The 220-nt window shown below is 53.2% G+C and carries 1 rRNA gene; it reads left to right on the top strand.

Features of this window, described 5'->3' with window-relative positions:
* Positions 1-220, top strand: a 23S ribosomal RNA gene (locus H6A61_RS15765); the annotation flags it as partial.

Raw genomic sequence — 220 nt, forward strand, 5'->3', positions numbered from 1 at the left:
ATTTGGGCACGCGATGTGTAGGATAGGTCGGAGGCAATGAATCGGGCACGCCAGTGTTCGTGGAGCCGCTGTTGAAATACGACCCTTCGTTTGTTTGAGTTCTAACTTCGAATTGAAGGACATTGCTTGGTGGGTAGTTTGACTGGGGTGGTCGCCTCCAAAAGCGTAACGGAGGCTTCTAAAGGTACCCTCAGGCCGATCGGTAACCGGCCCAAGAGTG

This window comes from Bacteroides caecigallinarum (assembly GCF_016901995.1).
In the GTDB taxonomy this organism is placed as follows: Bacteria; Bacteroidota; Bacteroidia; order Bacteroidales; family Bacteroidaceae; genus Phocaeicola; species Phocaeicola cellulolyticus.